The organism is Acinetobacter sp. WCHAc060025 (genome assembly GCF_004209355.1).
Classification (GTDB): domain Bacteria; phylum Pseudomonadota; class Gammaproteobacteria; order Pseudomonadales; family Moraxellaceae; genus Acinetobacter; species Acinetobacter wuhouensis.
The window spans coordinates 1-13,071 of sequence record NZ_SGSX01000012.1; the positions used below are offsets into that span (position 1 = coordinate 1).

At 36.9% G+C, this 13,071-nt stretch carries 12 protein-coding genes; 10 read left to right on the forward strand and 2 right to left on the reverse strand.

Annotation, left to right across the window (positions count from 1 at the left end; all coding sequences use genetic code 11):
- Window positions 1–242 precede the first annotated feature (242 nt).
- Both EXE09_RS11225 and EXE09_RS11230 read left to right on the forward strand, forming a co-directional pair.
- Entirely contained in the window at window positions 243–482 is a 240-nt protein-coding gene (locus EXE09_RS11225) for a type II toxin-antitoxin system Phd/YefM family antitoxin (RefSeq protein WP_068974548.1), read from the forward strand.
- Complete coding sequence (locus tag EXE09_RS11230; protein WP_068974549.1) at window positions 482–898, forward strand: type II toxin-antitoxin system VapC family toxin; 417 nt, start codon at window positions 482–484, stop codon at window positions 896–898. The genes EXE09_RS11225 and EXE09_RS11230 overlap by 1 nt, the downstream gene beginning before the upstream one ends.
- A 6-nt stretch (window positions 899–904) precedes the next feature.
- Here the strand turns inward: EXE09_RS11230 and EXE09_RS11235 are convergent, their stop codons facing one another.
- Window positions 905–1,390 carry an Lrp/AsnC family transcriptional regulator gene (locus tag EXE09_RS11235; protein ID WP_130117332.1) on the reverse strand — a complete coding sequence of 162 codons (486 nt, stop codon included), beginning with the start codon at window positions 1,388–1,390 and terminating at the stop codon, window positions 905–907.
- A 280-nt stretch (window positions 1,391–1,670) separates the two neighbouring features.
- Window positions 1,671–3,032: an amino acid permease gene (locus EXE09_RS11240; RefSeq protein ID WP_130117333.1), complete on the reverse strand. Its 1,362-nt coding sequence runs from the start codon at window positions 3,030–3,032 to the stop codon at window positions 1,671–1,673.
- Between the two features lie 228 nt (window positions 3,033–3,260).
- Here EXE09_RS11240 and EXE09_RS11245 point away from each other — a divergent pair, with 228 nt between their 5' ends.
- The 8 genes from EXE09_RS11245 (at window position 3,261) to EXE09_RS11280 (ending at window position 13,056) form a co-directional block, all read left to right on the forward strand.
- The gene (locus EXE09_RS11245) at window positions 3,261–4,244 is read left to right on the forward strand and encodes an ion transporter (RefSeq protein WP_087551739.1); all 984 of its coding nucleotides are present in this window, start codon (window positions 3,261–3,263) and stop codon (window positions 4,242–4,244) included.
- A gap of 41 nt (window positions 4,245–4,285) precedes the next feature.
- Window positions 4,286–4,648: a hypothetical protein gene (locus EXE09_RS11250; protein ID WP_130117334.1), complete on the forward strand. Its 363-nt coding sequence runs from the start codon at window positions 4,286–4,288 to the stop codon at window positions 4,646–4,648.
- A gap of 237 nt (window positions 4,649–4,885) precedes the next feature.
- Window positions 4,886–6,103 carry a sodium/glutamate symporter gene (gene gltS, locus EXE09_RS11255; RefSeq protein ID WP_130117335.1) on the forward strand — a complete coding sequence of 406 codons (1,218 nt, stop codon included), beginning with the start codon at window positions 4,886–4,888 and terminating at the stop codon, window positions 6,101–6,103.
- A 542-nt stretch (window positions 6,104–6,645) separates the two neighbouring features.
- Complete coding sequence (locus EXE09_RS11260) at window positions 6,646–7,560, forward strand: LysR family transcriptional regulator (RefSeq protein ID WP_130117336.1); 915 nt, start codon at window positions 6,646–6,648, stop codon at window positions 7,558–7,560.
- A 350-nt stretch (window positions 7,561–7,910) separates the two neighbouring features.
- Window positions 7,911–8,924: a sensor domain-containing diguanylate cyclase gene (locus tag EXE09_RS11265; protein ID WP_130117337.1), complete on the forward strand. Its 1,014-nt coding sequence runs from the start codon at window positions 7,911–7,913 to the stop codon at window positions 8,922–8,924.
- Between the two features lie 468 nt (window positions 8,925–9,392).
- Entirely contained in the window at window positions 9,393–11,555 is a 2,163-nt protein-coding gene (locus EXE09_RS11270) for a malate synthase G (protein ID WP_130117338.1), read from the forward strand.
- A 153-nt stretch (window positions 11,556–11,708) separates the two neighbouring features.
- Entirely contained in the window at window positions 11,709–11,933 is a 225-nt protein-coding gene (locus EXE09_RS11275) for a hypothetical protein (RefSeq protein WP_130117339.1), read from the forward strand.
- Window positions 11,934–11,940: 7 nt separating this feature from the next.
- Window positions 11,941–13,056, forward strand: a complete 1,116-nt coding sequence (locus EXE09_RS11280) for a DUF692 family multinuclear iron-containing protein (protein ID WP_130117340.1) — start codon at window positions 11,941–11,943, stop codon at window positions 13,054–13,056.
- The last annotated feature ends 15 nt before the right edge of the window (window positions 13,057–13,071 follow it).

Here is a 13,071-nt window from a genome sequence, read left to right on the forward strand (position 1 = left end):
TTGTTAAAGCGAAATATTGAATTGTAAAAGCAAATTTTAGCCATTAAAAAGCCCCATATTTCAGGGGCTAGTCGTATCACTCGCGTGATACTCATATAAGGCTCATCTCATACTGGATCTATTAGAACACAAAACGTAAAATTTATCATTCTAAAGTTAAAACAAAAAGCATATAGATTAAAAAAAAGCCATGTAGTAACATTGCTACATTAAACTAATTTATGAAAAAATGGAGACTCCAAATGCAAATAAGTAGTCGAGAGTTTAATCATGATATAGGTAAGGCAAAAAAGTCGAGTCTTGAAAACCCTGTGATTATCACAGAACGTGGTAAACCATCACACGTGTTACTGAGTTATCGTGACTATGAAAAACTCATTATGAAACAATCTAGTATGGCTGATTTGTTAAGCTCTGATGATAATATAGAGATAGAGTTTAAAAAACTTAATGTACAAGCTAAAGCTGTGGAGTTGGATTGATGCTACTCCTTGATACCAATGTTATTTCTGAGTTTAGAAAAATATCCAAAGGTAAAGCAGATCCTCATTTTGTGGCTTGGCAAAGAGAGATACTCCCAAGCTTATTTTATATCTCAGCAATAAGTATAATGGAGATAGAATTAGGAATTCTCAAAATACAAAGAAAGGATCATACTCAAGGTGAAGTTTTGCGTAAATGGTTAGAATATAAAGTGATTCCTGCATTTGACTCGCGCATTTTAAATATTGACGTGAGTGTAGCACGTGTGTGTGCAAATTTGCATGTACCAGACCCACGTTCAGAGCGAGATGCTTTAATCGCAGCAACTGCCATAACAAATGGAATGAGTCTAGTCACAAGAAATACTAAAGATTTTAAGGATATGGGGCTTAATCTTATAAATCCTTGGGAATAATTTAAATCATTCAATCATCATCAAATCGGATTTATTCTCAAGCTTTAAAGGGCGCAAAGCAAAAATCGAACGAGTATGACGTATGCCTTTCATTGAATATAAATTTTTACGCAAAAAACGCTCATAATGTTCTGCATTTTTTACAGCGACTTTGACTAAATAATCATAATCACCCGTCACCAAATGCGCCTCGACTACTTCAGGCATCTGACTCAGTGCATCACTAAATTGTTCTAAAATTTCGTCATCATGCCGTTCAAGTGTAATTTCAATAAAGAATAATTCATTGATCCCAATTGCTTTGGCATTAATATTTGCTGTATAGCCTTCGATGACATTCATCGACTCAAGGCGCTTCACACGTGTCCAACATGGAGAAGACGACAGCCCAATAATCTCTGCAAGTTGAGCGACTGTTAAACGACCATCCTGACGAAGTGCCGATAAAATTTTTCGATCAATGCGATCTAAAGTGTACTGACTATCATTCATGAGCTATACCACAGAAAATATTTTCGTGAATAATCCTAAAAAAGAAAAATCATTCCGAAAAGAATCAAGAATTAGGTGAAATACGGGAAACATTCTAGTCAGAGACACGCTAAAATAAACATATTAAATCAAAGACATTTGGGAGACTGGCTTTGATTTTGCAGTGTGTATCTTTAAGGGAAGGGTGCCTTTAACGATACACACTGTATACCTATTTTAGAACTCAAACTTTATTCATCAAACTTTTTACTGAAGATTTACAGCAAACTTAAACATGAAATTAAGTATTTTGATTCACCTGTTTTGATTTTAACCAATAAGCAAAAGTTAAACACAGCAACCAAAAAGGGATTAAAATCACTGCGATTCGCATATCAGGTGTCATCCACATCACCATTAAAATGCACAACATAAAAATAACACAAATATAATTAGTCATTGGATAAGCGATAGCAGGAAATAACGTCACTTTCTTTACGTCTTGCATCCGTTGTTTAAATTTTAAATGCGTCAGTGCCAACATCATCCAGTTGATTACGATCGCAGATACAACCAAACTCATCAATAATTTAAACGCTTTTTCAGGAAATACGTAATTCAAAACCACACAAATCAAAGTCACCAAAGCAGAAGTCAAAATCGCTGCATAAGGAATACCACGTTGATTAATCTTGCGTAAGAATTTGGGAGCATTGCCTTGTTCCGCAAGCCCAAGCAACATACGACTAGTACCATAACTGGTGCCGTTATAAACCGAAATCGCCGCAGTCAACACCACAAAATTTAAAACAGTGGCAACGCCCTGACTACCGAGGGAATCAAAAATCAATACAAAAGGGCTACCACCTTCCGCAATTTGGTTCCAAGGATATAATGATAATAAGACCACAATGGTGAGTACATAGAACAACAAAACACGATAAACAATCTGGTTCACTGCTTTGGGAATAGTTTGAGTTGGATCTTTGGTTTCTGCTGCAGCGATGCCGACCAATTCAATTCCTCCAAAAGAGAGCATGATGATCGCCATTGCCATGATCAAACCCGTCAAGCCATTTGGGAAAAATCCACCCAAAGCCCATAGATTTGAAAGCGATGCAGTTTCACCTGCATGACCACTTGCCAATAACCATGCGCCAAAGCCAATCATGCCAATGATTGCAGCAATTTTGATGATCGAAAATAAGAACTCCATTTCACCAAAAACTTTGACGTGGAGTAAATTAATCACATTGATCAAAATAAAAAAGCCAAGTGCGGACACCCAAGTCGGAATTTCTGGCCACCAGTACTGTACATATAAACCGATTGCACTGAGCTCAGCCATACAGACCAAAACATTGAGTACCCAATAGTTCCAACCTGACATAAAGCCTGCAAACGGATTCCAGTATTTATAGGCAAAATAACTAAAAGAGCCACTGACAGGTTCTTCAACCACCATTTCACCGAGTTGACGCATCATAAAAAATGCAATTAAACCTGCAATGGCATAGCCTAAAATAACTGATGGTCCAGCAAGTTTGATGGTTTGTGAAATACCTAAAAATAGCCCAGTTCCGATAGAGCCACCCAATGCAATCAATTGTATATGGCGGTTACTCAAACCATGTTTGAGTTGGCTCGAATTTTGTGCAGACATAAATGATCCATTTATGTGATAGTCGCTGAGTAGTTCAGCAATAGAGAAAATGTAAGGGGCTTACTATAATAAAAATTTATACATAAATAAAATTTAATTTATAATTGATGGGTTATTAAGCAACTTGCGCTCATTTAATGAGAATATGCTTAAAATAATTTCACTAAAAATTGTCAAGTTGGATTCTTGCGTATTAACATGAACTACACTCCAATATAAGTACAAGACATGAGAATTAGCGCTTGGTACAGCCTTAGAAAGTTTGTTTATAACAATTTACATAATGATGATTACGAAACTCAATTTAGCCGTGCGATCAATTTCTTATTAATTTTTCTCATTATTGGCAATGTGATTGCAGTACTTTTAGAGTCGATCAATGACGTTTATAAGGTATATAAAATTTATTTTGATGCCTTTGAAAATATTTCAATTGTGGTTTTTACTTTGGAATATATCTTGCGCTTTTGGAGTGTCGTTGAAAAAGATCCTTTTGAAACTGAATGGAGACAACGCTGGAAATATGTGATCAGTGGCGCGGCAATCATTGATTTATTGGCAATTTTACCAGCATATATCAATTTCTTTGTTCATATCGATTTACGGTTCCTACGAATCTTAAGATTACTACGTCTATTAAAATTAACCCGCTACTTTGTCTCATTACAAATTCTTCTGCGGGTCATTGAACGCGAAAAAGGTTCATTTCAAGCGGTCATTTTTATTTTACTGATCATGATTGTTATGGCTGCTGCAGGAATATATGTGGTAGAAAGCCGAGTACAACCTGAGGTATTTAGTTCAATCCCTGCCTCGATGTGGTGGGCAGTGGTGACATTGACGACTGTCGGTTATGGAGATGTCACGCCAATTACACCTTTAGGACGTTTTTTAGGTGCTTTAATTACGATATTAGGTGTCGGTCTGGCTGCATTACCCGCAGGTATTTTGGCTAACGGTTTAGCCAATGAGCTTGAACTTAGAAAACAACAGCTTGAATTAAAATTTAGAGATTTATTAGAGAGTTGTGAAATTGACATTATTGATGATGAAGAAAAAATAGAAAACATTCGTAAAGAGGTCGGTTTATCCACTGAACAGACTCAAGATATTGTTTTACAGTTGATTCGAGAGCGTAAAGAAGATGCTTTGGAAAGGGAAAAGAATAAGTATTGTTTTTGTCCGCACTGCGGGCATAAATTGCCAGAATGATCGTAATTAAATCATTATGATAAGGCTAAAAGGAAAATAAGATGAGTTACGATATACAGTTATTTCATATCCTGACGATGCACAACTATGAAAACTCGAATGATGAAGAATTTTTTGAGCATGTGGAAAATTTTACAGCATTTTCACAGGATCAATTTGACGTTTTAAAAGCAAGTTTACTGAACTATGATTACGAGGTTATACGCATCGATGATGATGCATTGCATTTTAAAAAGTCTGATGATGAAAGTTCTGCGGTGGCATATCTAACACGATATGCGATTTATTTTTCCGCAAGTTTTAATCAAGAAGACAGTTTTGAAATCTCAATGACAGCCTCTGATTTTACTGATACAGGTGAGTTTGCAAAGTATGATCCGCAATTGGGAGAATGGGAATTTTGAATCTATGATGAAGTGATGTATAAGCAATTAATTCATTATAAAAACATAAATTTCAGATACAAATAGGCTAAATGGATACAGTTTTAAATCAGGTTTTATAAGTTGATTTTACTTATTTTATGGAGTTGTTGTATTCAAGTGGTACTGAATAAATCTGATAAAATTACACTTATCTAGCTGAAAAATTATTCAAATTTGAATTAAATATATGCATAAATTCGAATAAATGGATAAATCATGACATTTGAAATAGATGCATTCGGTACAATTGTAATTGCTGTTTTTGTTTTATTTATCGGGCGCTTTTTAGTTCAAAATATTCCCTTTTTACGCAATTATAATATTCCTGAGCCTGTTGTAGGCGGTTTGATCGCTGCACTTTGCTCCTATTTAGCTTATAAATTTTTGAATATTAGTGCGACTTTTAATGCTGATATTCAAAAAGCACTGATGTTAATGTTCTTCACTTCAATTGGTTTGAGTGCAAGCTTTGTTAAACTCAAAGAAGGTGGAAAGTCTTTGGTGATTTTCCTATTTTGTGTGGCAGGTTTTGTCTTGGTACAAAATGCTGTAGGCATGAGTTTGGCAAAAGTGCTGGGACTAGATCCTTTAATCGGTCTCATTGTTGGTTCTATTACTTTGACAGGTGGGCATGGAACAGCAGGTGCTTGGGGTACTATTCTTGAAAATGAGCATGGTATTCATGGTGCTGTCGTCTTGGGCATGGCGAGTGCAACCTTTGGTTTGATTATTGGTGGTGTGATTGGTGGTCCAGTTGCTAAATTTCTAATTAAAAGACACAAACTTGCGACTGAGATTGGTGATGCAGATCATGATGATACGCCTGCGGCAGAAGGAAGTGCAGCATTTGAATATCCACATAAAACACGTTTGATCACCTCAAGTAATGCCATTACAACGTTAGGGATGTTTTCACTGTGTATCTTTGTTGCCAATTGGATGACAACAGTCAGTAAAGGGCAGTGGTTTGAATTACCAACATTTGTTTGGGCATTGGCATGTGGTGTATTACTTAGAAACTTCTTAGAACACGTTGTAAAAGTGAAAATCTTTGATCGAGCAATCGATGTTTTTGGAAATGCTGCATTGTCCCTCTATTTGGCAATGGCGTTGTTATCTCTACAGCTTTGGTTATTAGCTGATTTGGCAGGACCATTGGTGATTATTCTATTGCTTCAAATGGTGACCTTGGCACTGTATACCAGTATCGTGACTTTTAAAGTGATGGGAAGTAATTATGATGCAGCAGTTTTGGCAGCTGGACATTGCGGTTTCGGAATGGGCGCAACGCCAACAGCAATTGCGAATATTCAGGCTGTGACCAATACTTATGGTCCATCACATAAAGCCTTTTTAATCATTCCTTTATGTGGTGCATTCTTCATTGACATCATCAATGCAGTGGTAATTCAAACGATTATTAAGTTTTTTTGATGTGTGAAGACTGGATTTCACTAGACCATCAATTTTTTATGCCTAGTTCATCATTTTAGCTTTTTCAGTAAAGCCTCTATTCGATAGAGGCTTTATGCTGTCTAGATATCAGATGTTAACAAGTTGTGAGCGTTATGGTGAATTAAATTCATTTATTTTTTAATTTAGCATATTAATATTCAACTATAATGAAATTCACTCATGTTTTGATATAATGAATTTTATTCATTTTATATTTTGTTTGAGCCTCGCCCTCGAAGCATAGCTTCTCGCCTTGCGCTCGGGTAAAGCGTTGCTTTTGATGAAAGGATTGTTGTTTAAATCCTTTATGTAATTTTTTAATTTATGTTTTGCTTAAGCCTCGCCACTCGAAGCATAGCTTCTCGTCTTGCGCTCGGGTAAAGCGTTGCTTTTAATGAAAGGATTGTTGTTTAAATCCTTTATGTAATTTTTTTAATTTATGTTTTGCTTAAGCCTCGCCACTCGAAGCATAGCTTCTCGTCTTGCGCTCAGGCAAAGCGTTGCTTTGCTGGTCTTCGCTCATGCTTGAGATTCGTCATTTAAAAACATTAACTGCATTGCGTGAGCATGGTTCATTGGTTGCTGCTGCAAATGATCTATGTCTAACACCATCTGCAATTTCTCATCAACTCAAAGAGTTAGATCATTGGTATGGTGTAGAAGTGGTGAATCGTCGTAGTCGCCCTGTGACATTTTCCAATGTAGGTCAACGGTTGCTGAAACTTGCAGATGATGTTTTGCCACAAATTCAAATTGCACAAACCGACATTACTCGTATTGTGCATGGGCAAACTGGAAGAATTATTTTCTCTTCAGAGTGTCACAGTTGTTTCGATTGGCTGATGCCTTTGTTGAATCAATATCGTCAACAATACCCAGATGTTGATCTTGATTTTGCTTCAGGTTTTGAGGCAAATCCGCATGAGCTTTTACAAAATGCTGAATTCGATTTGCTCATTACTGCGGATCCAATCGCCTTAAAAGGGATTGAATATTTCCCAATCTTTGAATACGAATCACGTTTAGTTTTGTCCAATACTCATCCATTGGTACGTGTTGAAAAGATTACTGTACAAGCATTGGCGGAAGAAACTTTGATTACTTATCCTGTCGATAAGCATCGTTTGGATATTATGGCAAAGCTCTTTATTCCTGCGAATATTTTGCCTAAACAAATTCGTACAACGGATTTAACTCAGATGCTTATTCAGCTTGTAGCAAGTGGACGTGGTATAGCTGCACTTCCAGATTGGGTGGTAAATGAGTACGAACAAAAGGGTTGGGTGACTTCACGACGTTTAGATTGTGTGGCGGAAAATGGTTTACGCCGTACTTTATATGCAGGTTATCGTACTGATGAAAAAGAAAAAAGTTACTTCGAAGGCTTTTTAAAGCAGTTGGCGAAGTTTTCACAACAGCGCAATCGATACTATTAATTCATTAACGAATTGATTTTATATTCATGGGTAGAAGAACATTAGCCCATGAATTTTTATCCATTCACATATTGAAGATGATTAGTTGATCGTATTTTGTCTATTTTGGACTCAATATGTTCGATATAAACAAAAAGGGGCTAAATCTACACATTTAAATTGAGTTTTAGGCTTCTATATGCAGCGTCATATACTTTAAATGTAAAGCATTTTAATATACAAATATAACGTTATAAATTGATGGAAATTGTGTGGGTAAGGGCTTTTGTATAGTGTTTACTTCCATACAACGATTTGATTGTATATTAAAATTTTTGAAACATTTCTCAAAAACTCGTCTAGGATGACCTATGCCTAAAACGAAACAACCGACTTCTAAGCAATTGTTGTCTGTCATTCAAACGCAAACCGTGATTGCAAAATTGGGCTTAGACATTAACGCAGTCATGACTTTGGTCGCTGAACAAGTGCAATTGATTACCCAAGCTAAAGGGGCAATTGTTGAATTGGCTGAAGATGGTGACATGGTCTATCGCGCTGTTTCGAATGGTGCGAATGAGTTTTTAGGCTTACGTTTAAAAATGCATAGCAGTCTTTCGGGCTTATGTATTGCTCAAAATAAAACCTTGTATTGCAAAGACAGTGAAAATGATGAGCGTGTTGACCGTGAGGCTTGTCGCCGAGTTGGGTTGCGTTCTATGGCAGTCGTGCCACTGATTCATTTGGATGAGCCGATTGGTGTTTTGAAAATTTATTCTGAACAAGTCAATGCATTTAAAGACAGCGATATTCATTTGTTGGGCTTGATGTCTGAACTGATCGCTGCCGCAATGTATCATGCAACTAAATTTGGTGCGCAAGAACTGTATAAATTAGCAACTCAAGATCATTTAACAGGATTGGCAAATCGAGCATTATTCCTTGATTGTTTAAGACAAGGCGTAGAAAAAGCCAAACGTTCTGGAAAAAATCTGGGTATTTTGATGATTGATATGGATGGTTTAAAGCCGATTAATGATCATTATGGACACCGTCTAGGGGATGAAGCTTTAAAAGAAATTGCCAAACGAATTGATGGTTCGACACGTAAAGAAGATTTAGTGGCTCGTTTAGGAGGTGATGAGTTTGCTGTGATTTTAACTTCTGTTGCAGATCAAGAGCTCGCGAAAAATGCGATGAATAGAATTGTTGAGGCATGTGGATTACCTTTTGTTTTTGAAAATATTAAGCTGAATATGGGCGCGAGTGTTGGTTTGGCACTATTCCCAGAAAATGCCATAGAATTGAATCAGTTAATTGAATTTGCAGACTTGAAAATGTATGAAAATAAAAGAGCAAGAAAGGCTGTAATATTGAAAGAATAGTTTTATTGTATCAATTTCTCAATGGTGATTTTCAAGCAATAGATATGCTGTAAAGCCTTGTATGACGAGATTCATTTGTGATCTAAATGGGGTACAGCTACACTCAAATTTATGGACGTTAGAAAAACAAATATTTAAACAGAATAGTTACGTTGTTTTATCGACATTTGCTCATATTCATGGCTTAATCTTTGTTCAAGGAAATAAGGTGTATTAAAAATAGATAGGATAAAAATACGAATTCGGCACTTTAGTCTAATTTCGGCATTTTGAAATTTTTATACACTGTAAAAAGCTGTCCAAGTTGATGATATTGTCGCATTTTTGATCACTATTTTTTAAGATAATGTGTATATTTATTTTAATAAAAATGATCACTATTTAGGAATGTGATAATACTATTCAGCATGGTTTAAATCGGTATACTAGAAACTCTTGTTATAAAAAGTAGCAATATCAGGAAAGACAATGACTGCACGTATTCAAAAAGGCAAGTTAGCGATTGCTAAAGAACTTTACGATTTCATCGAAAATGAAGCACTACCAGGTTCTGGTTTAGACAGTGAAACTTACTGGAAAAACTTTGAGCAAGTCGTTGTTGATCTTAGCCCTAAGAACAAAGCGCTTCTTGCAAAGCGTGACGACCTTCAGGCTAAAATTGATGAATGGCACCGCAACAACAAATTTGAACTCGAAGCTTATAAAGCTTTCCTTACCGAAATTGGCTACTTATTACCAGAAGTAGAAGATTTCCAAATCAGCACAGAAAATGTAGATGAAGAGATCGCATTATTGGCTGGTGCGCAGTTGGTAGTACCTGTGCGTAATGCACGTTACTGCTTAAACGCTGCTAACGCTCGTTGGGGTTCTTTATACGACGCACTTTACGGTTTTGACGTGATCCCTGAAGATGGTGGCGCGGAAAAAGGTAAGGGCTATAACCCAGTTCGTGGCGACAAAGTAATCGCATTTGCTAAGAATTTCTTAAATGAAACTTTCCCATTGGCAAATGGTTCGCATGCTGATGCAACTAAATATGCTGTTGAAGGCAAAAAATTAGTTGTTAGCCTAAAAGATGGTTCAACAACGACACTTGCTAAAGAAGCTCAGTTTGTTGGCTTTAATGGCGACGAAGCTGCTCCAGTAGAAATCGTACTTTTAAATAACGGTTTACACGTAATCATCGAAGTTGATGCTACAAGCCCAATCGGCAAAGCTGATGCGGCTGGCGTAAAAGACCTTGTTCTTGAAGCTGCTGTAACTACGATTCAAGATTTGGAAGACTCGATCGCTGCTGTTGATGCGGAAGAGAAAGTTGAAGGCTACCGTAACTGGTTGGGCTTAATGAAAGGTACGCTTGAAGAGTCTATCGAGAAAAATGGTAAAACCATTACTCGTACACTGAATAAAGACCGTACACACAAAAACCTGATCGGTGGTGAAACTAAACTTCACGGTCGTTCATTGATGTTGCTTCGTAACGTAGGTCACTTGATGACAAACCCTGCGATCCTTGTAGATGGTGCTGAAATCTACGAAGGTATCATGGATGCGTTGATCACTCCGTTGCTTACATTTGCAGACATTAAAGGCGAAAACGAGAACAAGAACTCACGTAAAGGTTCTATGTACATCGTGAAGCCAAAAATGCATGGTCCTGAAGAAGTTGCATTTGCAGTTGAATTGTTTGAACGTTCAGAAAAAGCATTAGGCTTACCTGCAAAAACTTTAAAAATCGGGATCATGGATGAAGAGCGTCGTACTTCTGTGAACTTGAAAAACTGTATCGCACAAGCGAAAGATCGTACGATCTTCATTAATACAGGTTTCATGGACCGTACAGGTGATGAAATTCATACATTCATGGAAGCTGGTCCATTCGTTCGTAAAGGCGAAGTGAAAGCTCAAATTTGGTTCCCTGCGTACGAAAACCGTAACGTGATGGTTGGTTTACAGTCTGGTTTACGTGGTAAAGCACAAATTGGTAAAGGTATGTGGCCTAAACCAGACATGCTGTTAGACATGTACAAAACCAAGATTGAACATCCAGAAGCAGGCGCAAGCTGTGCATGGGTTCCATCTCCGTCAGGTGCTGTGATTCACGCGATCCATTACCACCAATGCAACGTGTCTGCACGCCAGCTTAAGTTGTTAAAAACTGATGCATTGCCATTAGATGACTTATTAACTCCTCCTTTGGCAACAGATACGAATTGGACTGCGGAAGAGAAAACCAAAGAACTTGAAAATAACTTACAAGGTATCTTGGGTTATGTAGTTCGTTGGGTTGACTTAGGCGTAGGTTGTTCTAAAGTTCCAGACATCAATAATGTTGGTTTGATGGAAGACCGTGCAACTTTACGTATTTCTTCACAACACGTTGCGAACTGGTTACGTCACGGTATTGTAACTAAAGAGCAAGTTGAAGAAGTGATGCAACGCATGGCGAAAATTGTGGATGAGCAAAATGCGAATGATCCAGAATATACAGCTATGGCTCCTGGTTTTGATGGCTATGCTTACCAAGCAGCGTATGACTTAGTATTTAAAGGTGGTGAACAGCCATCAGGTTATACTGAGCCATTGCTACACGCTTATCGTTTAAAATTAAAAGGTTATACAGGTGACTAATTTCATTCTTTAGAATGATTTATTCAACTGAATAATATTTAAAAAACCAGTTATTTCGATAGCTGGTTTTTTGTTGGGATTTTATGATTAAACAGTGTAATGGCAAAATTTCATCTATAATTATGGTTAATTTAAGAAAATAAGAATTTAAATATGAAAGTTAAAAACTTAAGCTTAATCAAAATTTCGACAATGTCGATATTGAGCTTGTCAGCGATCGCATGCAGTTCAACTGAACCGCAGCAGAGCAGTCAAAGTAAATATGCACCACCTCCAAAGCAACAAACACAGACAAAAATTTTGGAAGCGAATGAGCAAAAGTCACCAGTAGAGCATTCTTTTGATCCAAAAGATTGTCCTGCGTGTGGTATGGGGTAAATAAGTAATGAAACCGTTACTCGGTTTGTCTATTTTTCCCCAATTGAGTTTTTTGAACACATGTTTATCATTATTTGAACAAGAGAAAGTTGAGGTTTTGGAGTGGTCATTCGATCATTGCCATTATGAGAATAGACCTGAGTGGTTTAATTTATTGCTCAAAGATTATAGCGAAGCAGGGCGTTTGCTTGCACATGGTGTGCATTATTCGGCATTTACTGCTCAGATGAATGAATTGCACAATGAGTGGTTAGCATTGTGGGAACAGGAACAACAACAGCTTAAATATGTACACGTTTCAGAACATATTGGTTATAAATCACAACTTAAACAGAACTCAGGATTTCCATTACCTTTAGATTATCACTTGGTCGATGTTCACGACTTTGGACACCAAGTGATGGCTCTTCAATCTGCTTCAAAAATACCTTTAGGCTTTGAAATTTTGGCTTTGTCTTTGAGTTATCAGCAAGTTATTGAGCAAGCAAAGTTTGTTGCAGGATTGTGCCAAAAATTTAATACATTTATCGTTTTGGATTTGCATAATCTTTATTGTCAAGCATTCAATTTTAATCTTGAGATCGATGCTTTAATCGCACTTTATCCTATTGAATATATTCGAGAGATTCATATTTCTGGGGGAAGTTTTAGTTATAGTGACGTAGCTGATAAACAGGTTCGTCGTGATACGCACGATGGTGCGATTCCCAAAGCATTATTTAAGGTATTACAAGATTGGCTACCACGTTTTAAACATTGCCAATATATTATTTTTGAGCAATTGCCAGAAAGTTTGAAAACTACTCAAACGCAACAACAATTTATCTCTGACTATGATCAGTTAATGCGTATTCGTGATCAATTTTCTGTTGAAGCACTTGAGCTGCCTAATAAGCTATTGCATGTGGAAAACCATTCATTACCCACGCAAGTTGAGTTGTCTAACAATAGAGAAACTTTATTTGAGGAACAGTATTTATTGGCGAATGCATTGATGCAAGTAAAAACTCCACAAGATTTACAAGTAATGACGTTCAAATACTTTAATCATCAGGATTGGTCACTGGCGATGATTGAAACTGCAATAAAGCTCAGTCAACGTTGGAATAGTGTAAACGAGTAACGGAGCTAATACTCA

Coding starts and splice junctions, on each gene's coding strand:
- EXE09_RS11225 (WP_068974548.1), top strand. CDS start 243: ATGCAAATAAGTAGTCGAGAGTTTAATCATGATATAGGTAAGGCAAAA.
- EXE09_RS11230 (WP_068974549.1), top strand. CDS start 482: ATGCTACTCCTTGATACCAATGTTATTTCTGAGTTTAGAAAAATATCC.
- EXE09_RS11235 (WP_130117332.1), bottom strand. CDS start 1,390: ATGAATGATAGTCAGTACACTTTAGATCGCATTGATCGAAAAATTTTA.
- EXE09_RS11240 (WP_130117333.1), bottom strand. CDS start 3,032: ATGTCTGCACAAAATTCGAGCCAACTCAAACATGGTTTGAGTAACCGC.
- EXE09_RS11245 (WP_087551739.1), top strand. CDS start 3,261: ATGAGAATTAGCGCTTGGTACAGCCTTAGAAAGTTTGTTTATAACAAT.
- EXE09_RS11250 (WP_130117334.1), top strand. CDS start 4,286: ATGAGTTACGATATACAGTTATTTCATATCCTGACGATGCACAACTAT.
- gltS (WP_130117335.1), top strand. CDS start 4,886: ATGACATTTGAAATAGATGCATTCGGTACAATTGTAATTGCTGTTTTT.
- EXE09_RS11260 (WP_130117336.1), top strand. CDS start 6,646: ATGCTTGAGATTCGTCATTTAAAAACATTAACTGCATTGCGTGAGCAT.
- EXE09_RS11265 (WP_130117337.1), top strand. CDS start 7,911: ATGCCTAAAACGAAACAACCGACTTCTAAGCAATTGTTGTCTGTCATT.
- EXE09_RS11270 (WP_130117338.1), top strand. CDS start 9,393: ATGACTGCACGTATTCAAAAAGGCAAGTTAGCGATTGCTAAAGAACTT.
- EXE09_RS11275 (WP_130117339.1), top strand. CDS start 11,709: ATGAAAGTTAAAAACTTAAGCTTAATCAAAATTTCGACAATGTCGATA.
- EXE09_RS11280 (WP_130117340.1), top strand. CDS start 11,941: ATGAAACCGTTACTCGGTTTGTCTATTTTTCCCCAATTGAGTTTTTTG.